This window comes from Streptomyces sp. NPDC091282 (genome assembly GCF_044757385.1).
Taxonomy (GTDB): domain Bacteria; phylum Actinomycetota; class Actinomycetes; order Streptomycetales; family Streptomycetaceae; genus Streptomyces; species Streptomyces gramineus.
Genome location: NZ_JBIVUX010000016.1, coordinates 47,144 through 68,880, shown reverse-complemented (window position 1 = coordinate 68,880; position 21,737 = coordinate 47,144). Strand labels below are relative to the sequence as shown.

The following is a 21,737-nucleotide window of genomic DNA, read 5'->3' as shown; positions in this document are numbered from 1 at the left end:
ACCATGGGACGAGTCACGGAACGACGCAAGGTCCTCCGCATCCGCGACGGAGCGGTCTCCGCCCGGCCGGACACCCTCGTCGCCGAGGAACCGCTGGAGATCAGGCTCAACGGGAAACCCCTGGCCATCACGATGCGCACGCCCGGCGACGACTTCGCGCTGGCCGCCGGTTTCCTGGTGAGCGAGGGCGTCCTGGCGACCGCCGACGACCTGCAGAACATCGTCTACTGCGCGGGAGCGACGGTGGACGGCTCGAACACCTACAACGTGGTCGACGTGCGCACCACGCCGGGCGTCCGGCTGCCGGACTTCACCCTGGAGCGGAACGTCTACACGTCCTCGTCCTGCGGGCTGTGCGGCAAGGCCAGCCTCGACGCGGTACGGACGACGGCCCGCTGGCCGATCGCCGACACTCCCCCGGTCCGGGTGGAGCCCGAGCTGCTCGCGAGCCTCCCCGACCGGCTCCGCGCGTCGCAGCGGGTCTTCGACCGGACCGGGGGTCTGCACGCGGCGGCCCTGTTCGCGGAGGACGGCGAGCTGCTGGACATCCGGGAGGACGTGGGCCGGCACAACGCGGTGGACAAGCTGGTCGGCCGGGCGCTGCAGAGCGGCGGCCTGCCGCTGTCCCGCTCCATCCTGCTGGTCTCCGGGCGGGCCTCCTTCGAGCTGGCGCAGAAGGCGGTGATGGCGGGCATCCCGCTGCTGGCGGCGGTCTCCGCGCCGTCCTCGCTGGCGGTGGACCTGGCGGTGGAGACCGGGCTGACCCTGGTCGGCTTCCTGCGGGGCCCCAACATGAACGTGTACGCGGGCGAGGACCGCATCGCCCTGCGGGCCGCGGCCGCCCAGGGCTGATCCGGTTCCCCGCGGCACGGCGGCGGGGCCCCGACCGGCGGGGAGCGCCCCCTGCGCCGCAGGGGCCCCGTCTCAGCCGGAGGCTTCGGCGCCCGCCGCGCCCGCCGCCGCCCGGACGAACGCGGCGATCAGCGGGGAGTTGCGGCCGGCCGCCCAGGCCAGCAGGACCCGGTCGGGTTCGGCGTCGGCGACCGGGACGTAGGCGATGTCCGGGCGGGAGTACAGCTCGGCGACCGAGCGCGGCACCATCGTGATGGCGGTGCCGGCGGCCACGCACTCGAACTTCTCCTCGATGGTGCGCAGCGGCAGGTCGCCGGGGCGCGGGTCGTTGTAGCGCACCCACTGCTCGCCTCGGAGGTCGGCCAGCGAGATCTCCTGCTTCCCGGCCAGCCGGTGCCGGTCCGGGAGCATGGCCACCCGGGGCTCGCTGTACAGCGGGCGCAGTTCGAGTCCGTCCGGCCGGACCGGCTGCCGTACGTAGGCGATGTCGACGGTGCCCTGGAGGATCAGCTCCTCCTGGTCGTCCCACTCGACCCGGCAGGCCTTGGTCTCGACGTCCGGGTGGGCCGCGGTGAAGGCGCGCAGGGCCTGGGTGACGACGACGCCGGCCCGGAAGCCGACCACCAGGCGGCGCCGGCCGCGGGCGGCCTCGCGGACGCGGCGCCGGGTGCCGTCGGCGACGGCCAGCAGCTGCCGGGCGTCGTCGAGGAGCTGGCGCCCGGCGTCGGTCAGGGTCACGCCGTGGCTGTCGCGGACGAACAGCTCGGCGCCCAGGTCCTTCTCCAGCGCGCGGATCTGGCGGCTGAGCACCGGCTGGGCGATGTGCAGGCGCTCGGCCGCCCGCCCGAAGTGGAGCAGGTCGGCGACCGCCGTGAAGTAGCGGACCTTGCGCAGATCCAGGTCCATGCTTACGCCTCCCGGCCGCCGACGACGATGCCTTCAGGGTATCGCCGTCGGCGGAAGAGGTCTTGGACGGCGGCTGCCGTCCGGTCGCAGGCTGGAAGCGTCCGAACGGGACGGAACAGCAGCTCGGAAGGGGTCTGTCATGGGTCTGCAGGGTCAGCGCGTGGTCGTCGTCGGGGGTACGTCGGGCATCGGGCTCGCGGTCGCCGAGGGCGCGGCGCGGGAGGGCGCGGACGTGGTGGTCGCCTCGCGCCGTCAGGAGAACGTGGACGCGGCGCTGAAGGTGCTGCCCGAGGGTGCGCGGGGGCGGGTGCTGGACGCCACGGACGAGGAGGCGGTGCGCGGCTTCTTCGCCGAGGTCGGCGGCTACGACCACCTGGTGTTCACGGCGGGCGACGCGCTGCTGCTGGAGACCGTGGCCGAGACGAGGGTGGAGGCGGCCCGGCGTTTCCTGGACACCCGGCTGTTCGGTGCGTACACCGTGGTGCAGCAGGGGGTCGGGGCGATCCGTCCGGGCGGTTCGGTGGTGCTGACGACGGGGACGGCGGGGCAGCGGCCGCTGCCGGGGTCGAGTGTCGCGTCGGCGCTGTGCGGGGCGATGGAGTCGCTGACGCGGGCGCTGGCCGTGGAGCTGGCGCCGGTGCGGGTCAACGTGGTCTCGCCGGGTGTGGTGCGCACGGATCTGTGGCGGTCGCTGCCGGAGGCGACGCGCGAGGAGCTGTACCGGTCGTCCGCCGAGTCGCTGCCGGTGGGGCGGATGGGCGAGCCGGCGGATGTGGCGGAGGCGTACCTGTACCTGATGCGTGGGGGGTACAGCACCGGGTCGGTGGTGGTCGTGGACGGCGGCGGGACGCTGGTCTGAGCGGTCAGGCGGGGTCGAGGCGTACGTCGGCGGCGGTGACGACCGTGCCCAGGCGCGGGAAGTCGAGCCGGACGGACGCCTCGTGCTCGGCGGCCGTGAGGGCGGCCATGGCGTCCGCGACGAAGACGAGGTCGTAGCCGAGGTCGGCGGCGGCGCGGGCGGTCGACTCGACGCCGAGGTTGGTGGCGATGCCGGCGAGGACCAGGCGGGTGACGCCGAGCGCGCGCAGTCTCGCGTCGAGTCCGGTGTCCTGGAAACCGCCGATCGTGCGCTTGACGATCTCCAGGTCTCCTTCTCCGCGGAGTCCGGCCACCAGGTCGCTGCCCGGCGGCTGTTCGGCGAGCGCGGGCCGTTCCACGCGGAGCAGCACCACCGGGGCGCCGGCTTCGCGGAAGGAGCGGGCCAGCTCCTCGGCGGTGTGCAGGACTTCGGTCCCCTTGCGGGGCTCCAGGGGCAGCGCGACGATGCGGTCCATCAGGTCGACGAGGACGAGAGCGGTGCGCGCCGGGTCGAGCGCCAGAGGTGCGGTCATGACGGAACGTTAGCCGTCATCAGCCGTCCGTACCGGGCATCCGGATCAACAGGCCCGTGAACCCGTCGTGTTCGGCACCCCGCCGGGTCAGCCGGCGGGGTTCCCGGTGCGGACGGCGGGCCGTGACCGGGCCGCTCCGGCGGCCGGCGGGGCGGTGTCCGCCTCCTGTGCCTGCGGGTCGTGGGCGCGGCGCTTGGCGATGACCGCGCAGACCATGAGCTGCATCTGGTGGAACAGCATCAGCGGCAGCACGGCCAGCGAGGCGTGCGCGCCGAACAGGACGCTGGCCATGGGCAGTCCGGAGGCGAGGGACTTCTTCGACCCGGCGAACTGGATGGCGATCCGGTCGCCGCGCCAAAAGCCGAGCGCCTTGGCGCCGTACCAGGTCAGCAGGAGCATCACGGCGAGCAGTACGGCCTCGACGGCGAGCAGCCCGGCCAGCCGCGCGGCGCTGACCTGGTGCCAGATGCCCCGGACCATGCCCTCGCTGAACGCGGTGTAGACGACCAGCAGGATGGAGCCGCGGTCGACCAGGCCGAGGATCTTCTTGTACCGGGTGATGAACGGCCCGATCCAGCGGCGCAGCAGCTGTCCGGCGAGGAACGGCACCAGCAGCTGGAGGACGATCTTGACGGCGGAGTCGGCGGAGAAGCCGCCGCCGTCGCCGCCGAGCAGCGCCGCGGCGAGCAGCGGGGTGAGGACGATGCCGATCAGCGAGGAGAAGGATCCGGCGCAGATCGCCGCGGGGACGTTGCCGCGGGCGATCGAGGTGAAGGCGATCGACGACTGGATGGTGGAGGGCACCAGGGTGAGGAAGAGGAGCCCCTGGTAGAGGGGCTGGCTGAGCAGGACGGGCACCAGGCCGCGGGCGGCCAGCCCGAGCACGGGGAAGATCACGAAGGTGCAGGCCAGGACCGTGACGTGGAGCCGCCAGTGGCGCAGTCCGTCGACGGCCTCGCGGGTGGAGAGCCGGGCGCCGTAGAGGAAGAAGAGGAAGGCGATCGCGGCCGTGGAGGCGCCGGACGCCACGTCGGCCGCGGTGTCCCGGGCCGGGAGGAGCGCGGCGAGGCCCACCGTCCCGAGCAGCAGCAGGACGTACGGGTCGATCGGCATCCAGCGGGGCCAGCTCAGGCGTTTCACGGTGCTCCACTTGCGGGTCGGTCAGGATGTCGTGCCGGCGTGCGGCCGGCCTCCGGCCGGGGCCGGAAGGCCCCTCTCCATCGTCCTCCTCCCGACAGTGATCGGGAATCCGGCATACCACTCTCACTGCCATTGCGTTCCGCGATAACATGTCCGAGTGTACGACCCTTCGCAGCTGCGCACCTTCCTGGCGGTGGCCCAGACGCTCAGCTTCACCCAGGCCGCCCGCCGCCTGGGACTGCGCCAGTCCACCGTCAGCCAGCACGTGCGCCGGCTGGAGGACGCCGCGGGACGCCAGTTGTTCTCCCGTGACACGCACTCCGTGGAACTGACCGAGGACGGCGAGGCGATGCTCGGCTTCGCCCGCCGGATCCTCGACGTGCACGAGCAGGCGGCGGCCTTCTTCACGGGTACCCGGGTACGCGGCCGGCTGCGCTTCGGCGCGTCGGAGGACTTCGTCCTGACCCGCCTGCCGGAGATCCTGGAGGGCTTCCGCCACGACCACCCGGAGGTCGACCTGGAGCTGACGGTGGAGCTGTCGGGCACCCTGCACGAGCGGCTGGCCGCCGGGAAGCTGGACCTGGTCCTGGCCAAGCGGCGAGCCGAGGACCCGCTGGGCGAACTGGTCTGGCAGGACGACCTGGTGTGGATCGGCGCCGAACGCCTGCGCCTGGACCCCGCCCGCCCGGTCCCCCTGATCGTCTACCCCCCGCCCGGCATCACCCGCGCCCTGGCCCTGGAGGCGCTGGAACGCCAGGGCCGCGACTGGCGGATCGTCTGCACGAGCGGCAGCCTCAACGGCCTGATCGCGGCGGCGCGGGCGGGCCTGGGCGTGATGGCCCATTCGAGGGGCCTGATCCCGCCGGGCCTGTTCCGCGTCCCGGACCGGGCCGGCCTGCCGGAACTGGACCGGGTCGACTTCGTCCTGGTGCACAGCCCCGCACGCACCCCGGCCCAGTCGGCGGCGGACGCACTGGCGGCCGCGATCCTGACCAGCGGAGCCCGCCTCAGACGTCCCTAGGCCGTCACCGCGCCGCACCTTGGTACGTCAGCTGCTTCACCTGGCGCAGGAACGGCGTGGCCTCCACGTGCTGCACGCCCTCCAGGCGTCCCAGCGGGCCGCTCAGGTACGCGTACAGGTGGGCCGTGTCGCGCAGCACCGCCGTCACCACGAGGTGCGACGGGCCGGCCGTGGCCGCGGCGAACGCCACCTCCTCGTGGCCCGCCAGCGCCTGTCCCACGGAGTGCATCGCGGCCGGCGTGGTGGTGATCCACAGCATCGCGGCCGTCGCGAATCCCAGCGCCGCGGAGCGGTACTCGACGTCGATGTAGACCGCTCCGGAGCCGAGCAGCGCGGCCAGCCGGCGCTTCACCGACGACTCGGACCGTCCCGTCGCCCGCTGCAGCTCCGGAAAGGTCGCCCGGCCGTCCCGCTCCAGCGCGGCGAGCAGCGGCGCGTCCTCGGCCTCCAGCCGTACCGGCCCCTCGGTCCGCGGCGCCGTCGGCCGCAGCGCCGCGATCTGCTCGTCGGTCAGCGCCCGGAACTTCCGCATCCACCCGGACGGGCCGCCGTAGAAGCGGTGCAGGAGCTGCTGGGCGCGGATCTCCACCACGCTGGGGGTGCGCGGCAGCCTGCCGAGCAGCAGGTCGTCGTGGTCGCCGGGACGGCGCGGCCGGGTCATGCAGACGATCTCCGTGCCGCCGGAGGCCAGCCCGATCCAGGCGGTGTCGGGGCGCTTGGCGAGGGCCTCGGCGATGACGGCGGCGCCGTCGGGCGCGCAGCGCAGCCGGAGCATCCACTGGTCCTGGCCGAGCCGTTCCGCGTCCCGGACGGCGACCACCCGCAGCCCGGCCTCGGCGCACAGCCTGCGGTAGCGGCGGGCGACGGTCTGGTCGGAGACGCCGAGCACCGCCGCGATACGGCTGAAGGGGGCGCGGCCGTCGACCTCCAGGGCGCTCAGCAGTCCCAGGTCCAGCGCGTCGAACGTGTCGGATTCCAGTGCCAGCACGGCCTCTCCCATCGGATTCCGCCGAGAGCCCCTGTTCCACCGGCCCGATCGGCCGGACCGGCCCCATGGTACGGAGCGAGGCCGGCCGTCCGGGCCGGCAGGTCTGCCGAAGGGTGACGTGACATGCGCAGGTGGGGGCCGCTGACCGCGGTGTGTCTGGGGACGTTCATGTTGTTGCTCGACGTGACGATCGTGGTGGTGGCGCTGCCGGACATGGCGGCGGCGCTGCACGCGTCGCTGAGCGATCTGCAGTGGGTGGTGGACGGCTACGCGCTGGCGCTGGCCGCGCTGCTGCTGGGGGCCGGGGCGGCGGCCGACCTCCTCGGCCGCCGCCGGGTGCACGTGGCCGGGATCGTGGTGTTCGCCGCCGCGAGCCTGCTGTGCGGGCTGGCGCCGGGGCCCGGCACGCTGGTGGCGGCGCGGGCCGTGCAGGGAGTGGGCGCGGCGGCGATGTTCGCGACGACGCTGCCGCTGCTCGGCTCGGTCTACCAGGGGCGCCGGCGGTCGGCGGCGCTCGGCGTGTGGGGCGCGGTGAGCGGCGGGGCCGCGGCCGTCGGACCGGTGGTCGGCGGGCTGCTGACGGCGGGGCCCGGTTGGCGGTGGATCTTCCTGGTGAACCTGCCGGTCAGCGTGGTCGCGGTGTGGCTGACGCTGCGGGTGGTGCCGGAGTCCAGGGGGCCGCGCGGGATGCGGGTGGACTGGGCGGGCACGGTCGCGTTCGCGCTGTTCGCGGGCGGGCTGACGTACGGGGTCGTACGGGCCGGTGAGGACGGCTGGACGACGCCGGCGGCGCTCTGCGCGTTCGGCGCGGCGGCCCTCGGGCTGCTGGTGTTCGTGCTGGTGGAACGGCGGGCCGCGCATCCGCTGCTGGACCTGTCGCTGCTGCGCGGGCGGGCGTTCACCGGCGTGATGGTGGGCGCGTTCGCGTTCAGCGGGGTGGCGTTCGGCGCGCTGCCGTACGTGTCGATCTGGATGCAGACCCTGCTCGGGATGTCTCCGGTGCGGGGCGGCCTGACGCTGCTGCCGATGACGGTGGCCGCGATGCTGGTCGCGGTGCTGGTGGGACGGCTGCTGCACGGGGCGCCGGCCCGGTGGACGGTCGGCGGCGGGCTGCTGCTGATCGGGGCGGGCGACCTGGGCCAGGCGGTGCTGGGCGCCTCTTCCTCCTGGACGGCGCTGATACCGGGGTTCGTGCTGGTGGGTGTCGGCACCGGGTTCGTGTCGCCGACGGTGGCGGGCGCGGCGCTGGCGGCGGTCCCGGCGGAGCGGGCCGGGATGGCGGGCGGCGCGGTGAACACGGTCCGTCAGCTCGGGTACGCGCTCGGGGTCGCCGTCTCCGGGACCGTGGTGACCTCCCGGATGGCCGGCACCCTGCCCGACGGCGCGGCGCACACGCTGGCGGGCGGCGGGGCCGGCGCGCTGCGCGGCACCTTCGCCGAGCACACCCTGCGCACCGCCTTCGCCTCGGGCCTGGACGGAGCGCTGCTGGTGATGGGCGGGGCCGCGGTGGTGGCGGGCGTCCTGGTGCTGGTGCTGGTGCGGGCTCCGCGCCCGGCCGGCCGGGCGGTACGAGAGGTCCCGGCGGCACGGCCGCCGGAGGGTTCGGCGGTGCCGCGGGGCTGACCGCGCGGTAACCCGCCGGGGGCGGTAATCGGGTCGTACAGATTCAGTGGAGATTACGGAGGCGGAACTTACTCGACCGTAGGTATTCTGTCCGACCCTTCCCCATGTGAGCGCATTTTCCGGGCCCTGACGGGCGCATACGAGCGCAATGCTCGATTTCGCACCCCCTCCCGAACGGTTCTCCGGTGGGGTAGCTTTCACGGCGCTGTGCGGAGCGTGACTGGGGAGCGAGAAGCGGGAGCGGGGTTTGCGCGAGTTCACCAACCCGCCGTTGGCGTCGGCGCCGCCGGTGGGAGGCCTGGCCGACTGCGTGTTCGAGCACGCCCTGACGGACCCGCTGCACATCGCCCTGGGCCGCAAGGACGACCTCGGGAACTGGCGGGACGTGACCTCCGCCGAGTTCCGTGACGAGGTCCTGGCGCTCGCCAAGGGCCTGCTGGCCCGGGGCGTCCGGTTCGGCGACCGCGTCGCGATCATGTCCCGCACCCGCTACGAGTGGACGCTGTTCGACTTCGCCCTGTGGACGATCGGCGCCCAGGTGGTGCCGGTCTACCCCACGTCCTCGGCCGAACAGTGCTTCTGGATGCTGTACGACGCCGAGTGCACGGCCGCGATCGTGGAGCACGAGGACCACGCGATGACGATCGCCACCGTCATCGACCGGCTGCCGCAGCTGCGCCAGCTGTGGCAGCTGGACTCCGGCGCGGTGCAGGAGCTGTACGACGCGGGCGCGCACCTGGAGGACGAGGTCGTGCACCGGCACCGGCAGGCGGTCACCCCGGAGTCGGTCGCCACGATCATCTACACCTCCGGGACCACCGGCCGTCCGAAGGGCTGCGTACTCTCGCACGGCAACTTCATGTACGAGGCGGACACGGTCGTCGGGCGCTGGGAGTCGGTGTTCCGCGCGAAGCGGGGCGAGGAGGTCTCCACCCTGCTCTTCCTGCCGCTCGCGCACGTCTTCGGCCGCATGGTCGAGGTGGCGGCGATCCGGCACGGCGTCCGTTTCGGCCATCAGCCGCAACTGAACGCGGCCGCGCTGCTGCCCGATCTGGCCGCGTTCCGGCCGACGTTCATCCTGGCCGTGCCGTACATCTTCGAGAAGGTGTTCAACGCGGCCCGGCGCAAGGCGGAGAAGGAGGGCAAGGGCGGGCCGTTCGAGAAGGCCGTGGAGATCGCCGTGAAGTACGCCGACGCCGTCGAGGCGAAGGCGTGGGGCACCGGAGCCGGCCCGTCGGCGTCGCTGCGGGTGCAGCACCAGGTCTTCGACAAGCTCGTCTTCGCCAAGGTGCGGGCCGCGATGGGCGGCCGGATCCGCAACGCCATGTCCGGCGGTTCGGCCATGGACCGCAGGCTCGGCCTGTTCTTCGCCGGCGCGGGCGTGCAGATCTACGAGGGCTACGGACTCACCGAGTCGACGGCGGCCGCCACCGCCAACCCGCCCGAGCGCACCCGCTACGGCACGGTCGGCCAGGCCATCCCGGGCACCGCCGTGCACATCGCGGACGACGGCGAGGTCTGGCTGCACGGCGGCAACGTCTTCCAGGGCTACCTCAACAACCAGAAGGCCACCGACGCCTCGCTGCACGACGGCTGGCTGGCCACCGGCGACCTGGGCTCCCTGGACGAGGACGGCTACCTCACCATCACCGGCCGCAAGAAGGAGATCCTGGTGACCTCCGGCGGCAAGAGCGTCTCGCCCGGTGTCCTGGAGGAGCGGGTGCGTGACCATCCGCTGGTCAACCAGTGCATCGTGGTGGGCAACGACCGTCCCTACATCGCCGCCCTGATCACGCTCGACACCGAGGCCGTCGAGCACTGGCTGCAGATGCGCGGCAAGCCCCCGCTGTCCGCGGCCCAGTTGGTGCACGACGCCGATCTGGAGACCGAGGTGCGGCGCGCGGTGGTGGCCGCCAACACCCTGGTCTCGCAGGCCGAGTCGATCCGTACCTTCCGTATCCTCGCCCAGCCGTTCACCGAGGAACACGGCCTGCTGACCCCGTCGTTGAAGCTGAAGCGCAAGGCGATCGAGAGCGCCTACGCCAACGAGGTCGAGGCCCTCTACCGGGCCTGACGGCCCGTTCACGGGTGCCCGCCGGCAAAGCCGGTTCGTTCACAACCATGTATCACGTTCACCGATGCGTCCGGTCGTGCGCACCAGCGTCCCGGCGGAGAGGGCCGCGGTCAAGGGCCAGGACCGCGCGACCGGATGCGTTTTCGGCCATTCCCCGTTCCGTGAGGCCCACTCGGCGTTCGCTTCCGGCGGATTCCGGGCTCAGGAATGCATCACGGCCCGGTGATCGTTGACGATAGGGGTACCACCTGTCGACAACCCTAAGGATCGAGAGCTCGTGAGCAGCAAGGTCCCCCCGAAAATCCTCAACAACGGCATCGAGATGCCCCAGCTGGGCTTCGGTGTGTGGCAGGTGCCGGACGACGAGGCCGAGCGGGCCGTCGCGACGGCACTGGAGGCCGGGTACCGCAGCATCGACACAGCGGCGATCTACGGCAACGAAGAGGGCACCGGCAAGGCCATCGCCGCCTCCGGCGTGCCGCGCGAGGACGTCTTCGTCACCACCAAGCTCTGGAACGCCGACCAGGGCTACGACGCCACGCTGCGCGCCTTCGACGCGTCGCTGGCCAAGCTCGGCCTGGACTACCTGGACCTGTACCTGATCCACTGGCCGCTGCCTGCGCGGGACAGGTACGTCGACTCCTACAGGGCGTTCGAGAAGCTGCTGGCCGACGGCCGGGTCCGGGCCATCGGCGTCTCCAACTTCCTCCCGGAGTACCTGGAGCGCCTGATCGAGGAGACCTCGGTCGTCCCGGCGGTCAACCAGATCGAACTGCACCCGCACCTGCAGCAGCACGCGGCACGGGAGTTCCACGCCGAGCAGGGCATCGCCACCGAGGCCTGGTCCCCGCTCGGCCAGGGCAAGGGCCTGCTGGAGGTGCCGGCGATCGTCGCCATCGCCCAGAAGCACAACCGCACCCCGGCCCAGATCGTGCTGCGCTGGCACATCCAGCTGGGCAACGTGGTGATCCCGAAGTCGGTCACGCCGTCCCGGATCAAGGAGAACATCGAGGTGTTCGACTTCAGCCTGGACACCGAGGACCTCGCGGCGATCAGCGCGCTCAACGAGGACCGTCGCATCGGCCCCGACCCGGCCGCCTTCGACGTGGGCTGAGCGGAAGCCCCGGCGCACACCGGCCGTTTTGCCGTGACCCCGGCGGGACGGCCGTCCGCGTTCCGCGGCCCGTCCCCCGACTCCCGTGCGGGAGGCGTCAGTCGGAGTGCGATTCCGCGTGCAGGACCTCGAACTCCTCCAGCGCGACCACGGTCACGTGCGCCTTGGCCGCGTCCTGGCGCCGGGCCGCCGCCTGGCCGCCGAGGGACGCGGCCATCGAGGCACGGTCGACGAACAGCACGCCGACCGTGCCCCGGCCGGTGCCCGGGTCGATCAGGAGGGCGCACTGCGCGAAGCCGTGCAGGGCCTCCAGGCGGGGGACCGTGCACGCGCGGAACGTCTCGGTGAGCAGGCCCGCGTCGGACGGATCGAACTCCACCCTGGTCCTGCGCACCCCGCCGCCCACGCGCGGCGGCTGCACCGAGTGGAAGACGGCCACCTCGTAGTTCTCGACGGCCACGGTGCCGGCGAACGGCTCCAGCATCGGCAGGCGCCGCTCGCGCATCACCTGGTCGCTGTTGCGCCGGGCCGCCTCGGTGCCCCACCAGCTCACCGCGAGCAGTTTGCCCAGGTCCCGGTCGACGAAGACGCCCGCGCCCCGGTACTCGGGACGCTCCTCCAGCAGGCTGCGCCCCTCGCTGTTCAGCGCGCGGACGGCCGTCTCGATCCGCGCCGGATCGCCGGTGGCGTACACCGTGCGTACGAACATGGCCCCTCGCCTCCCAGGAGCCGCCGGAGCCACGGCTCGATCCCGCACGGCTCCTGCGTGAATGTGCGGAATGTCCTGCCCCACCAGTGTTCCCTGGGGCCCATTTAGTCGCAATGCATGACAATTCCCCGAGTTCACCCTCAGGGGTTGACGCGGACATGCGGCCGGGGCCACCTTGTACGGCACCCGGTCAGGAAACTTTCCTAACAGAAGGGGACCCCCCACAGTGCGCATCCGAACACTGACCCTCGCCGCGGCCTCCGGCGCCGCGCTGCTGGCCGCCGGCGTGCTTCCCGCGAGCGCGTCCGGCGCCACCGTCCCGAAGTCCGCCCAGGAGGGTTCGGTGAGCGCGGCCGACCTGCTCGCCAAGGTGACCTCCTGTTCCCAGATCTCCAGCGGCAAGTACAAGACCGACGACGAGACCTCCGCCACGATCCCCGTGTGCGGCAAGAACGGCGCGGTGTTCTGGAAGTCCGACATGGACATCGACTGCGACGGCCAGCGCACCACCAACTGCAACGAGGACCGCGACCCCTGGTACCAGGACGACACGGCCTTCCACCAGTCCGACGGCAAGCCACTGAAGGCGGAGACCCTGCCCTACGTGGTGGTGCCCAGTTCCAGCAGCATATGGAACTACTCCAGCGCCGGCATCAAGGGCGGTGGCGTGGTCGCCGTCATCTACAACAACAAGGTGGAGTACGCGGTGGTCGGCGACACCGGCCCCACGCAGATCATCGGCGAGGCGTCGTACGCCACCGCCAAGGCGCTCGGCATCGACCCCGACCCCGAGACCGGCGGCGCCGACTCCGGCGTGACCTACATCCTGTTCAAGAACTCCAAGGTCTCCCCCATCGAGAGCCACAGCGCGGCGGTGACTCTCGGCGACCAGCTGGCGAAGCAGTTCCTCGCCGCCAACTGACCCCGGGGAGGGGCGGGCGGCCCGGTACCGACCGGTACCGGGCCGCCCGGTACGTCAGTTGGGCTGCCCGAGCGGGCGAACCACGAGGGTGTTGACGTCCACCCCGGCCGGCTGCCGGATCGCCCACACCACCGAGTCGGCGAGCTGGTCGGCGGTCAGCAGCAGGCCGGGCGGCAGGCTGCCGTTGCCGTCCCAGAACGGGGTCTCCACCCGGCCCGGCGCGACCAGCGTGACGCCGATGCCGAACTCGGTGACCTGGCGGCGGGTGTTCTCCGCGAGCCCGGTGACCGCCCACTTGGTGGCGCCGTACAGGTTGCCGGGCGTGTTCACGAACCCGGCGACGCTGCCGATCAGGACGATCCGCCCCCGGCTCTCCCGCAGGGCGTCGACGGAGGCCCTGATCAGCAGGGCGGGGCCGAGGACGTTGGTGAGGACCATCTCGGCCCACCCCGCCGGATCGCCCTCGGCGACGGTGTCGTGGGTGGCGGACCCGGCGTTGGCGACGACGGTGTCGAGCCGGCCGAACGTCTTGAGCGTGGCCTCGACCGCCGCCCGCACGTCGCCGTACTCGGCGGCGTTCCCCACGAGGGTCAGCAGGCCCTCCGGGTCGCCGAGTTCACCGGCGAAGGCGCGCAGCCGGTCGGCGCCCCGCCCGGTGACGGCCACCCGCTGCCCGGCGTCCAGCAGTTGCCGTGCGACGGCGGCGCCGATACCGCTGCCACCGCCGGTGACGAGCGCGACCGGAGTGTCGATCATGGTGTTTCCCCCTGTGACTGGACGACGGCCCGCAGTCCATCACTTGGAGCGCTCTCGATGTCAACCACCGCACCGGGGTGGGGAGTCGGCCCGCGGCCCGCCGGCGGAGCACGTCCGTCGCAGCACCCACGAGGCGGGCCGCACCCCCTACGCGGGCCGCACCGCCGTGTGCACCGTGCGGGCGCCGAGGACGAACACGTCGGGCCTGCGGTGCACGCTCGCCGGGTCGGCCGGGTCCAGGAGGCGGTCCAGGGTGCCGCGGTCCTCGGCGTCCAGGCCCTCGCCGACGGTGTCCCGCAGCCGGGAGAGGATCTCGGTCACGTACGCGCGGGCCTTGTCGGAGGCCGGGGCGGGCAGGTCGATGAGGAAGCTGCGGCTGCCGGCGTACCTGAGCCCGGCGGAGCCGAGCAGGGCGGGCCAGTCCTCGGCCTCGGCGACGGCTCCGGGCAGGTCGGTGCGCATCCGCGCGAACCACTCCTCCTGGAGCGCGTCCATCCGGGCCTGGAGGCCGGGCCGGCCGATGCCGAGGTCACGGGGCAGGAAGCGGCTGGGCAGGCCGCCTTCGAGGACGGCCAGGGTGCCGCCGGGGGCCAGCCGCTGGCCGAAGGCGGTGAGCGCGGCCCGCTGGTCGCCGAGGTGGTGCAGGCTGTGCCCGGCCCACAGCAGGTCCGCCGGGTAGTCCAGCTTGTCCAGCACGCCGGGGAGGTCACCGGCGAGGACACCGAAGCGGTCCGCCACGCCGAGCCGCCCGGCGCGGGCCGCGGCCCGGTCCAGGAGCGGTTCGCTGCTGTCCACGGCCACCACCCGGGCACCCGGGAACGCCTGCGCGAACAGGCACGACACCACGCCCGGACCGCTGCCCGCGTCGACGATCAGCCCCGGCTCGGTGACCTCCTCGCCGAGCCAGCCCAGGGCGTGCTCGTAGAGCGGGGCGAACAGTTCCGCCTGCGATTCCAGGTGCGGGGCCATCTCCGCCCAGTCGACGTCGGTGTGCGCGTGGGCGTGGGCGTGGGTGTCGTCGTGCTGGTGGTGGTGATCGTGCGCCATGGCAGCGGCCTCTCGTCCGGATGCCGCCAGCCTGCGCCGACACACCGCCCGAAGGCCAGTCCTGTTGCCGTTGCGGCAAAAAGGCGGCCGGGGACGGCAAGGCCGCGGTGCCGGGCGGGACGACGAGCCGGTGGCACGCGCGGTCCGCCGGGACCGGGCCCTGGAGTCGAAGGGCCGGCCCCGGCGGACGTCACCGTCCTAGGACAGCGGCGGGTAGGCGTTCGCCATCAGCTGCTGGAACTGGGCGGAGAACCAGTGCCCGGACAGCGGCGCGTTCGGCAGGGCGCCCGAGAGGTTGTTGCCGTTGCGGGCGTTGCCCGTGTACGTCGGGTCGCACATCCGGTCGAAGCCCTTGCCCTCGTCGTTGGCGATGGCGGTGCTGGAGCCGTCGGACTCGCCCGGAGGCTTCATCCACACGTAGGCGTCGATCCCGGTGGCGGGGCTGGCCTGCGGGCGCTCGCCGAGACCGGCTCCGGACTGGTTGCACCAGTTGCCGATGTGGATGCGGCGGTCGTAGCGGCCGCCGTCGACGTAGGTGTCCACGCTGGTCGTCGCGCCGGGTCCGGCCGGGCGTGCGCTGCCGCCCCAGCCGTTGCGGGAGGTGTCGATCAGCATGCCGATGCCGGAGTTGAACCCGACCGAGACCAGCTGGGTGCGGAAGGCCTGGGCGAAGGACAGCTCGTCGACGTAGCGGTTCCAGTCGACCCACTTGGACTGGCGGACGGTGGTGCCGTTCACCGTGTCGTTGACGGTGAAGTTGTTCTCCTTCAGGGCGCTGTAGTTGGCCGTGTTGGTGATGAACCCGGCGACGTCGGCGACGGTCGCGCCCTCGCTGGTGGCCGCCTGCTTGAAGATGTTGGCCGCGGGGGCGAAGTTGTCGTCCCAGCCGAGCCAGCCGTGGTGCCCGGCGTCCAGGTAGTTGTAGACGTTCGGGATCGCGCCGAGCTTGGCGAGCGCGTAGCCGACGCCCTTCACGTAGTTGCCGTTGGCCAGCATGGTGTCGCAGTTGGCGGTGGCGGTGGCCCGGCTGCCTGTGTTGGTGACCAGGTTGGGCAGCGAGTCGATCTCGATGGTGGTGACGATCCGCAGCGCGGCGTACTTCGGGTCGGCGAGGATCGTCGCGATCGGGTCGATGAACTGCGTCTTGTACTTGTCGATGTCCGTCGGGCCGAGTTCGCCGTTGGAGGCGAGGGCCGCGCAGTCCCGGCCGGGCAGGTCGTAGACGACCAGCTGGACGACCTCCTCGCCGCTGCCCTTCTGGGCGAGGGCCGCGTCCAGGTGGGCGCGCAGGCCCATGCTGGAGCCGGTGCCGGCGATCGCGGCGATGCGGTCCAGCCAGACGCCGGTGGGCTGGTTGGAGATCCGGCTGCCGCCCGTCTCGGCGGCGGCCTTGGCGGACCACTCGGGGTTCACGTACACCTTGGCTCCGGCGTACGGGTTGTCGACGCGGGTGCCGCTGCCGCCGCCCCCGTTGTCCCCGCCGCCGCCACCGCCGCCGCCCGTGCCGCCGCCGTCGTCGACGTTGCAGGTGACGCCGTCGAGGGTGAAGGAGGCCGGGAGCGCGTTGGTGCCGCTGTAGGAGCCGTTGAAGCCGAAGCTGACCGAACCGCCGGTCGCCAGGGTGCCGTTGTAGGTCTCGTTGGCCGCGGTGACGGCGCTGCCGCTCTGGGTGATCCTGCTGTTCCAGAAGCTGGTCACCTTCTGGTTCCCGGCGTAGGACCACTTCACCGCCCAACTCGACTTCGCAGCCGAGTTGTTGGTGACGGTGACGGCGGCGGTGAAGCCGGCGCCCCAGTCGTTCTGGATCTTGTAGTCGACGGAGCAGGGGATCGCGGAGACCGCCGCCTGCGAGGACGGGGTCACGGCGAGCGCCGGCCCGGCCGCACCGGCGACGAGCGCCAGGGCGGCGAGTAACGAGGTTCTGGTACGACTCATGAGTGCGGGTTCCTTCTTCTTCGATGGATGTGCGGAGAGGTGGGCGTCCTAGGAGGTGACGGCCCGGAGGTGGTCGCGCAGTCCGACGCCGTACGCCGTCGGCGTACCGCTGTAGTCGGAGATCAAGGAGGGACCCCAGGAGCAGTCCCAGGTGTTCCAGGTCCAGCCGAGGTAGGACAGGCCGCCGTCGTCGAACCACTTCATGACCTGGTCCACGAAGGCGTGCGCGCAGGTGTTCTCACCGATCTCCCCGGCGATCAGCGGCACCTGGGCCACGACCGGGGCGAGGGTGGGGTTCCGGCAGCTCTCACCGGCACAGGTGTCGACGCTGCAGCCGTGGCGGGCGGCAGCGAGATCGCCGCCCCGATCGCCGTGTCGTCCACCGGGCCGTCCCAGATCCCGCGACCCCGCACGCGCATGAACTCGCCGCCGAAGCGGTTCACGCCGAGCAGCCCGTGCGGCGCGCCGGCCGCGTCCACGAGCCGGTGGCCCAAGACGCGCGGCGCCGGTGCCGTGCCGGTGGCGGGCGGACCCGTCGGGGCCGGTGGGGGTATGGGTCCGGAACCGGTGGTGCGGGTGGTGCCGTTGAGCGTGGACGCCGTCGGCACGGCGTTCGTCCCGGACCGGGAGCACGGGAATCCGGCAGCGGCACCGGCGGCCGACGCGCCGTTCCAGCTCTCGTTCGCCGCGGTGACCGCCGTACCGGACCGGGACCACCGGGCGCTCCGACCCCGCGTGATCCGCCGCCCGTCCGGGAGGCCGCAGCCGAGGCTCCGGCCGTTCGGGGCCGTTCTGTCGTTCGTGATGGTCACGGAGGTCTGGAAGCCGGTGTCCCACTGTCCGCCGACCGTGTACCGCACCGTGCGCGCCGACGTCGCTCCGGACGCCGACACCACCGGCGCCAGCGCGGCCCCGAGGAGGGCGGCCGCACTGGCGACGGCTAAAAGAACTGAACGCGGGGGGTGTCGCATGAGCGACTCCTTGCAGATCGGGCGCGCCACGGCGGACACGTCGACTGGATGGAACCGCTCCCACTGTGCGAAGGAAGGTAGCGCCAAGTGACCGTGAGTGCCAGGGGAGTCACCTGACTTTTCCTCAGCGGCCGTGCCGAATCATTTCGACTCTTCGACGGGCTTGACCAAACCATGTCACGTCCGCAATATGGGAGCGCTCCCACTGGTTCAAGCCTTGACTTCTTCCCGAGCCGCGAGCGCAAGGAGGAACCAGCACATGCATTCCGCACCCCCCACGCACAGCGGGCGGAGACGCGGAGCGGTACGACGGCGGTGGACGGCCGTCGTCGCGGCTCTCGCCCTGCCCCTGTCGATCCTCGCCACCGGCACGAACTCCGCGCACGCGGCGACGGTCCAATGCAGCGTCGACTACCGGACCAACGACTGGGGCACCGGCTTCACCGCCGATCTGACCCTCACCAACCGCGGTTCGGACGCGATCGACGGCTGGACTCTGACGTACGCGTACACCGGCGACCAGAAGCTGGCCAACGGCTGGAACGGCGTCTGGTCCCAGTCCGGCGGCTCGGTCACCGTACGGAACGCGTCCTACAACGGCACGATCGCGGCGGGCGCGGCGGTGTCGGCCGGCGCCCAGTTCTCGTACACCGGCGCCAACCAGGCCCCGGCCGCCTTCGCCGTCAACGGCACCACCTGCACGGGCGCGCACCAGCCGCCGGTCACCGTGCTGACCAGCCCGGTCGCGGGCGCGGTCTACACCCAGGGCGACACGGTGCCGCTCGCGGCGACCGCGGCGGCGGCCGACGGCGCGACGATCGGCAGGATGGAGTTCTACGACGACACCACCCTGCTGGGAACGGACACCTCGGCGCCGTACACGCTGCCGGTCACCGGCCTGGCGGTGGGCGGCCACTCGCTGGTGGCGAAGGCGTACGACAACCTGGGCGCGTCCGCGTCCTCGGCGCCGGTCGGGATCACGGTCGCCGCCGGCCCCGCCGTGGTCGCCTCGCCCGCCCAGCTGGGTGTCCGGCAGGGCACGACGGGCAGCTTCGCGGTGAGCCTGTCCAGGCAGCCCGCCGCGAACGTGACGGTGTCGGTGGCCCGGACGGCCGGGAACACCGGGCTGTCGGTGAGCGCCGGATCGTCGCTCACCTTCACGCCGGCCGACTGGAGCACTCCGCAGCGGGTGACCGTCGCCGCCGACTCCTCCGGCACCGGCACGGCCACCTTCACCGCGTCCGCGTCCGGCTGGGCGGGCGCCGCGGTCACCGTGACGGAACTGGCGGCGTCCAAGGCGTACGACGCGCGCTTCCTGGACCTGTACGGGAAGATCACCGACCCGGCGAACGGCTACTTCTCCCCCGCGGGCGTCCCGTACCACGCGGTCGAGACGCTGATCGTGGAGGCGCCGGACCAGGGCCACGAGACCACGTCGGAGGCCTACAGCTACCTCCTGTGGCTGCAGGCGATGTACGGCAAGGTCACCGGCGACTGGTCCAAGTTCAACGGCGCGTGGGCGCTCATGGAGAAGTACATGATCCCGACCCACGCCGACCAGCCGACCAACTCCTTCTACAACGCGGCCGAACCGGCCACCTACGCACCGGAACTGGACACGCCGAACGAGTACCCGGCGCGGCTGGACGGCTCGGTGCCGGTGGGCTCGGACCCGATCGCCGCCGAGCTGAAGAGCGCGTACGGCACCGACGACGTCTACGGCATGCACTGGCTGGAGGACGTCGACAACGTCTACGGCTACGGCGACACCCCGGGCGGCGGCTGCGAGGCGGGTCCGGCGGCCGGCGGGCCGTCGTACATCAACACCTTCCAGCGCGGCGCGCAGGAGTCGGTCTGGGAGACGGTTCCCCAGCCGACCTGCGACGCGTTCAGGTACGGCGGGGCCCACGGCTACCTGGACCTCTTCACCGGTGACTCGTCGTACGCGAAGCAGTGGAAGTACACGGACGCCCCGGACGCCGACGCGCGTGCGGTGCAGGCCGCGTACTGGGCCGACGTGTGGGCGAAGGCGCAGGGCAAGGGGGCCGACGTCCTGGCCACCGTCGGCAAGGCCGCGAAGATGGGCGACTATCTGCGCTACGCCATGTACGACAAGTACTTCAAGAAGATCGGCAATTGTGTCGGCCCCGCCACCTGCGCCGCGGGCACCGGCAAGGACGCCTCGGACTACCTGCTGTCCTGGTACTACGCGTGGGGCGGTGCGACCGACACGAGCGCGGGCTGGGCCTGGCGGATCGGGTCCAGCCATGTGCACGGGGGCTACCAGAACCCGCTGGCGGCGTACGCGCTCAGCTCGTACGCCGACCTGAAGCCGAAGTCGGCGACGGGCGCGGCGGACTGGGGCACGTCCCTGACCCGGCAGCTGGAGTTCTACCGCTGGCTCCAGTCGTCCGAGGGCGCCATCGCGGGCGGCGCGACGAACAGCTGGCAGGGCCGGTACGCGAGCCCGCCGTCCGGTACGCCGACGTTCCACGGCATGTACTACGACGCGCAGCCGGTCTACCACGACCCGCCGTCCAACCAGTGGTTCGGCTTCCAGGCCTGGTCGATGGAGCGGGTCGCCGAGTACTACCAGCAGACCGGGAACGCCGCCGCCAAGGCGGTCCTGGACAAGTGGGTGGCCTGGGCGCTGTCGCAGACCACGGTCAACGCGGACGGCACCTACCGGATCCCCTCCACGCTCCAGTGGTCGGGGCAGCCCGACACCTGGAACGTGTCGAGTCCGAGCTCCAACAGCGGACTTCACGTCACGGTCGCCGACTACACGAACGACGTGGGCGTGGCCGCCGCGTACGCGAAAACGCTGATCTACTACGCCGCCAGGTCCGGTGACGCGACGGCGAAGTCGACGGCCAAGGCGCTGCTCGACGGCATGTGGTCCCACTACCAGGACGGGCTCGGGATCGCGGTGCCGGAGACCCGGGCCGACTACAACCGCTTCGACGACGCCGTGTACGTGCCGAACGGATGGTCCGGGAAGATGCCGAACGGCGACACGGTCGACCCGTCGTCGACGTTCGCCTCGCTGCGGTCCTTCTACGCGGACGACCCGGCGTGGTCGAAGGTCGAGAGCTACCTGGCGGGCGGCGCGGCGCCGGTGTTCACCTACCACCGCTTCTGGGCCCAGGCCGACATCGCGCTGGCCATGGGGTCGTACGCGGAACTGCTGGAGTAGGCGGGCCGCGCGCCGTACACCGGGCCGCCCCCGCCCGCACCGCGGGCGGCCCGGCACCTCTCACCGCCGGCGGACTCCGCCGGGCCGAAGGCCCCGGAAAACTGCGTCACATGACGGATGCCGCCGCAGGGGCGCCCTCCTAGGGTCCATGGCACGGACCGCCGCCCGCGCACAGCGCGCGGGCGGCGATGTCTCCGTCCGACCCGTTCGCTCGACCCGACGCACGAGGAGTGCCATGAGCACCGAGGTTTCCCGCCGCAAGGTACTGGCCGCCGGAGCGGCGCTGGCAGGTTCGGCGGCGCTGGTCGCCGGCTCGGAGGGAACGGCCGCCGCCGCGGCCCCCACCGGGCACGGTGAGCGGAAGCCGCAGGCGAAGCCGACGATCGTGCTGGTGCACGGCGGCTACGCCGATTCGTCCTGCTGGAACGCCACCATCGGGGAACTGCAGAAGAAGGGCTATGCCACCGTCTGCGGGTCCAATCCGCTGCGGGGCATTCCGACGGACGCCCCGTACATCGCGAGTCTTCTGGACTCCGTCGACGGGCCGGTGGTGCTGGTGGCCCACTCCATGGGCGGCACGGTCATCACGAACGCCGCCGCCGGGAAGAGCAACGTCAAGGCGCTGGTCTACGTCGCGGCGTTCGTGCCCGACGTGGGCGAGACGCAGGGCGAACTCATCACGAAGTTCCCCGGCAGCGAGGTCGGGCCGGTGAGCGTGCCGGTCCCCTATACGAAGGCCGACGGGACGACCGGGACCGATCTGTACCTCGGCGAGGACGGTCAGGCGGCCTTCGCCGCCGACATCCCGGCCGCCGACTTCCGTGTCCTGCGGGCCACCCAGCGGCCGTTCGACGCCGACTCGTTCGTCTTCCCGACCACGGCCGCTGCCTGGCGGACGATCCCGTCGTGGGGGCTGGTCGCCGGCCAGGACAAGGCGATCCCGCCGGCCTGCGAGCGGTGGATGTACAGCCGCGCGAAGGCACGGAAGATCGTCGAAGTGCCGCGCTCCTCACACGTGGTGATGCTCAGTCACCCGAAGGTCGTCGCCGATCTCGTCATGGACGCCGCCCGAACGGTCTGCTGATCCGGAGG

Annotated in this window: 17 protein-coding genes and 1 pseudogene; 9 read left to right on the top strand and 9 right to left on the bottom strand. The window is 72.3% G+C overall.

Going from position 1 to position 21,737, the window contains the following annotated elements; genetic code table 11:
• The first annotated feature begins 3 nt into the window (after positions 1–3).
• On the top strand, positions 4–852 hold the full coding sequence (gene fdhD / locus ACIQOE_RS40865) for a formate dehydrogenase accessory sulfurtransferase FdhD (RefSeq protein WP_351315089.1): 849 nt from the start codon (positions 4–6) through the stop codon (positions 850–852).
• Positions 853–924: 72 nt separating this feature from the next.
• On the opposite strand, the gene ACIQOE_RS40860 is transcribed toward fdhD, so the two are convergent.
• Positions 925–1,758: a LysR family transcriptional regulator gene (locus tag ACIQOE_RS40860; RefSeq protein ID WP_399011370.1), complete on the bottom strand. Its 834-nt coding sequence runs from the start codon at positions 1,756–1,758 to the stop codon at positions 925–927.
• Positions 1,759–1,897: 139 nt separating this feature from the next.
• Between ACIQOE_RS40860 and ACIQOE_RS40855 the strand changes: the two genes are divergently transcribed.
• Positions 1,898–2,617 (top strand): SDR family oxidoreductase, encoded by a 720-nt coding sequence (locus ACIQOE_RS40855; protein ID WP_401417148.1) that lies wholly within the window; start codon positions 1,898–1,900, stop codon positions 2,615–2,617.
• Between the two features lie 4 nt (positions 2,618–2,621).
• Here the strand turns inward: ACIQOE_RS40855 and ACIQOE_RS40850 are convergent, their stop codons facing one another.
• Both ACIQOE_RS40850 and ACIQOE_RS40845 read right to left on the bottom strand, forming a co-directional pair.
• A complete protein-coding gene (locus tag ACIQOE_RS40850) occupies positions 2,622–3,149 on the bottom strand; it encodes an isochorismatase family protein (protein WP_401417147.1) in 528 nt (175 codons plus the stop codon).
• A gap of 87 nt (positions 3,150–3,236) precedes the next feature.
• Complete coding sequence (locus ACIQOE_RS40845; RefSeq protein WP_401417145.1) at positions 3,237–4,289, bottom strand: bile acid:sodium symporter family protein; 1,053 nt, start codon at positions 4,287–4,289, stop codon at positions 3,237–3,239.
• A 157-nt stretch (positions 4,290–4,446) separates the two neighbouring features.
• On the opposite strand from ACIQOE_RS40845, the gene ACIQOE_RS40840 reads away from it, so the two are divergent.
• Positions 4,447–5,310, top strand: coding sequence for a LysR substrate-binding domain-containing protein (locus ACIQOE_RS40840; protein WP_351315103.1), 864 nt, complete (start codon positions 4,447–4,449; stop codon positions 5,308–5,310).
• Between the two features lie 4 nt (positions 5,311–5,314).
• On the opposite strand, the gene ACIQOE_RS40835 is transcribed toward ACIQOE_RS40840, so the two are convergent.
• Positions 5,315–6,310, bottom strand: coding sequence for an Lrp/AsnC family transcriptional regulator (locus tag ACIQOE_RS40835; RefSeq protein ID WP_401417143.1), 996 nt, complete (start codon positions 6,308–6,310; stop codon positions 5,315–5,317).
• Positions 6,311–6,421: 111 nt separating this feature from the next.
• On the opposite strand from ACIQOE_RS40835, the gene ACIQOE_RS40830 reads away from it, so the two are divergent.
• The 3 genes from ACIQOE_RS40830 (at position 6,422) to ACIQOE_RS40820 (ending at position 11,109) form a co-directional block, all read left to right on the top strand.
• Positions 6,422–7,921 (top strand): MFS transporter, encoded by a 1,500-nt coding sequence (locus ACIQOE_RS40830; RefSeq protein WP_401417141.1) that lies wholly within the window; start codon positions 6,422–6,424, stop codon positions 7,919–7,921.
• A 247-nt stretch (positions 7,922–8,168) separates the two neighbouring features.
• Positions 8,169–9,995 (top strand): long-chain fatty acid--CoA ligase, encoded by a 1,827-nt coding sequence (locus ACIQOE_RS40825; RefSeq protein ID WP_351315112.1) that lies wholly within the window; start codon positions 8,169–8,171, stop codon positions 9,993–9,995.
• Between the two features lie 277 nt (positions 9,996–10,272).
• Positions 10,273–11,109 carry an aldo/keto reductase gene (locus tag ACIQOE_RS40820; protein ID WP_401417140.1) on the top strand — a complete coding sequence of 279 codons (837 nt, stop codon included), beginning with the start codon at positions 10,273–10,275 and terminating at the stop codon, positions 11,107–11,109.
• 97 nt (positions 11,110–11,206) lie between these two features.
• Here ACIQOE_RS40820 and ACIQOE_RS40815 read toward each other — a convergent pair whose 3' ends face one another.
• Positions 11,207–11,818, bottom strand: coding sequence for a hypothetical protein (locus ACIQOE_RS40815; RefSeq protein ID WP_401417139.1), 612 nt, complete (start codon positions 11,816–11,818; stop codon positions 11,207–11,209).
• A gap of 226 nt (positions 11,819–12,044) precedes the next feature.
• On the opposite strand from ACIQOE_RS40815, the gene ACIQOE_RS40810 reads away from it, so the two are divergent.
• Positions 12,045–12,740, top strand: a complete 696-nt coding sequence (locus ACIQOE_RS40810; protein ID WP_351315121.1) for a glycoside hydrolase family 75 protein — start codon at positions 12,045–12,047, stop codon at positions 12,738–12,740.
• Positions 12,741–12,794: 54 nt separating this feature from the next.
• Here the strand turns inward: ACIQOE_RS40810 and ACIQOE_RS40805 are convergent, their stop codons facing one another.
• From ACIQOE_RS40805 to ACIQOE_RS40790, 4 genes and pseudogenes are all read right to left on the bottom strand, one after another.
• Entirely contained in the window at positions 12,795–13,496 is a 702-nt protein-coding gene (locus tag ACIQOE_RS40805) for an SDR family oxidoreductase (protein ID WP_401417138.1), read from the bottom strand.
• Positions 13,497–13,643: 147 nt separating this feature from the next.
• Complete coding sequence (locus ACIQOE_RS40800; protein ID WP_401417137.1) at positions 13,644–14,543, bottom strand: class I SAM-dependent methyltransferase; 900 nt, start codon at positions 14,541–14,543, stop codon at positions 13,644–13,646.
• 198 nt (positions 14,544–14,741) lie between these two features.
• On the bottom strand, positions 14,742–16,478 hold the full coding sequence (locus ACIQOE_RS40795) for a glycoside hydrolase family 6 protein (protein ID WP_365576445.1): 1,737 nt from the start codon (positions 16,476–16,478) through the stop codon (positions 14,742–14,744).
• A gap of 48 nt (positions 16,479–16,526) precedes the next feature.
• Positions 16,527–17,449 (bottom strand): annotated as a pseudogene (locus ACIQOE_RS40790) (cellulose binding domain-containing protein).
• A gap of 259 nt (positions 17,450–17,708) precedes the next feature.
• On the opposite strand from ACIQOE_RS40790, the gene ACIQOE_RS40785 reads away from it, so the two are divergent.
• Together ACIQOE_RS40785 and ACIQOE_RS40780 are read left to right on the top strand one after the other, a co-directional pair.
• Entirely contained in the window at positions 17,709–20,645 is a 2,937-nt protein-coding gene (locus ACIQOE_RS40785) for a glycoside hydrolase family 48 protein (RefSeq protein ID WP_401417136.1), read from the top strand.
• 235 nt (positions 20,646–20,880) lie between these two features.
• Complete coding sequence (locus ACIQOE_RS40780; protein ID WP_401417135.1) at positions 20,881–21,729, top strand: alpha/beta hydrolase; 849 nt, start codon at positions 20,881–20,883, stop codon at positions 21,727–21,729.
• The last annotated feature ends 8 nt before the right edge of the window (positions 21,730–21,737 follow it).

Coding starts and splice junctions, on each gene's coding strand:
- fdhD (WP_351315089.1), top strand. CDS start 4: ATGGGACGAGTCACGGAACGACGCAAGGTCCTCCGCATCCGCGACGGA.
- ACIQOE_RS40860 (WP_399011370.1), bottom strand. CDS start 1,758: ATGGACCTGGATCTGCGCAAGGTCCGCTACTTCACGGCGGTCGCCGAC.
- ACIQOE_RS40855 (WP_401417148.1), top strand. CDS start 1,898: ATGGGTCTGCAGGGTCAGCGCGTGGTCGTCGTCGGGGGTACGTCGGGC.
- ACIQOE_RS40850 (WP_401417147.1), bottom strand. CDS start 3,149: ATGACCGCACCTCTGGCGCTCGACCCGGCGCGCACCGCTCTCGTCCTC.
- ACIQOE_RS40835 (WP_401417143.1), bottom strand. CDS start 6,310: ATGGGAGAGGCCGTGCTGGCACTGGAATCCGACACGTTCGACGCGCTG.
- ACIQOE_RS40830 (WP_401417141.1), top strand. CDS start 6,422: ATGCGCAGGTGGGGGCCGCTGACCGCGGTGTGTCTGGGGACGTTCATG.
- ACIQOE_RS40815 (WP_401417139.1), bottom strand. CDS start 11,818: ATGTTCGTACGCACGGTGTACGCCACCGGCGATCCGGCGCGGATCGAG.
- ACIQOE_RS40805 (WP_401417138.1), bottom strand. CDS start 13,496: ATGATCGACACTCCGGTCGCGCTCGTCACCGGCGGTGGCAGCGGTATC.
- ACIQOE_RS40800 (WP_401417137.1), bottom strand. CDS start 14,543: ATGGCGCACGATCACCACCACCAGCACGACGACACCCACGCCCACGCC.
- ACIQOE_RS40795 (WP_365576445.1), bottom strand. CDS start 16,478: ATGAGTCGTACCAGAACCTCGTTACTCGCCGCCCTGGCGCTCGTCGCC.
- ACIQOE_RS40785 (WP_401417136.1), top strand. CDS start 17,709: ATGCATTCCGCACCCCCCACGCACAGCGGGCGGAGACGCGGAGCGGTA.
- ACIQOE_RS40780 (WP_401417135.1), top strand. CDS start 20,881: ATGAGCACCGAGGTTTCCCGCCGCAAGGTACTGGCCGCCGGAGCGGCG.